Genomic DNA, 1438 nt, shown 5'->3' on the forward strand with positions numbered 1-1438 from the left:
GGAATTTAATCTTGACGATGACCTACTCTCACATGGGGAAACCCCACACTACCATCGGCGATGCATCGTTTCACTGCTGAGTTCGGGATGGGATCAGGTGGTTCCAATGCTCTATGGTCGTCAAGAAATTCGGTAGCCGGTGCGTTTACCTTACGGTCAACGTTCCAGCGAATGGGTATGTAATAGAGTTGGTGTTTTGTGAGGTGCAAACTTTCGGTTTGTATCGTCTTCACACACCGCAATCTGGCCTTTCGACGCAAATTGCTTGGGTGTTATATGGTCAAGCCTCACGGGCAATTAGTATTGGTTAGCTCAACGCCTCACAGCGCTTACACACCCAACCTATCAACGTCGTAGTCTTCGACGGCCCTTTAGGGAACTCAAGGTTCCAGTGAGATCTCATCTTGAGGCAAGTTTCCCGCTTAGATGCTTTCAGCGGTTATCTTTCCCGAACATAGCTACCCGGCAATGCCACTGGCGTGACAACCGGAACACCAGAGGTTCGTCCACTCCGGTCCTCTCGTACTAGGAGCAGCCCCTCTCAAATCTCAAACGTCCACGGCAGATAGGGACCGAACTGTCTCACGACGTTCTAAACCCAGCTCGCGTACCACTTTAAATGGCGAACAGCCATACCCTTGGGACCGGCTTCAGCCCCAGGATGTGATGAGCCGACATCGAGGTGCCAAACACCGCCGTCGATATGAACTCTTGGGCGGTATCAGCCTGTTATCCCCGGAGTACCTTTTATCCGTTGAGCGATGGCCCTTCCATACAGAACCACCGGATCACTAAGACCTACTTTCGTACCTGCTCGACGTGTCTGTCTCGCAGTCAAGCGCGCTTTTGCCTTTATACTCTACGACCGATTTCCGACCGGTCTGAGCGCACCTTCGTACTCCTCCGTTACTCTTTAGGAGGAGACCGCCCCAGTCAAACTACCCACCATACACTGTCCTCGATCCGGATAACGGACCTGAGTTAGAACCTCAAAGTTGCCAGGGTGGTATTTCAAGGATGGCTCCACGCGAACTGGCGTCCACGCTTCAAAGCCTCCCACCTATCCTACACAAGCAAATTCAAAGTCCAGTGCAAAGCTATAGTAAAGGTTCACGGGGTCTTTCCGTCTAGCCGCGGATACACTGCATCTTCACAGCGATTTCAATTTCACTGAGTCTCGGGTGGAGACAGCGCCGCCATCGTTACGCCATTCGTGCAGGTCGGAACTTACCCGACAAGGAATTTCGCTACCTTAGGACCGTTATAGTTACGGCCGCCGTTTACCGGGGCTTCGATCAAGAGCTTCGCGTTAGCTAACCCCATCAATTAACCTTCCGGCACCGGGCAGGCGTCACACCCTATACGTCCACTTTCGTGTTTGCAGAGTGCTGTGTTTTTAATAAACAGTCGCAGCGGCCTGGTATCTTCGACCGGCATG

General features: G+C 52.4%; 2 rRNA genes. Both read right to left on the reverse strand.

What is annotated here, in order from left to right:
• Nucleotides 1-9: 9 nt before the first annotated feature.
• Nucleotides 10-125 (reverse strand): 5S ribosomal RNA (gene rrf, locus TU74_RS22875).
• A 151-nt stretch (nt 126-276) separates the two neighbouring features.
• Nucleotides 277-1438: ribosomal RNA gene (locus TU74_RS22880) — 23S ribosomal RNA — on the reverse strand; the annotation flags it as partial.

The sequence above is a fragment of the Pseudomonas lundensis genome, from assembly GCF_001042985.1.
GTDB lineage: Bacteria > Pseudomonadota > Gammaproteobacteria > Pseudomonadales > Pseudomonadaceae > Aquipseudomonas > Aquipseudomonas lundensis.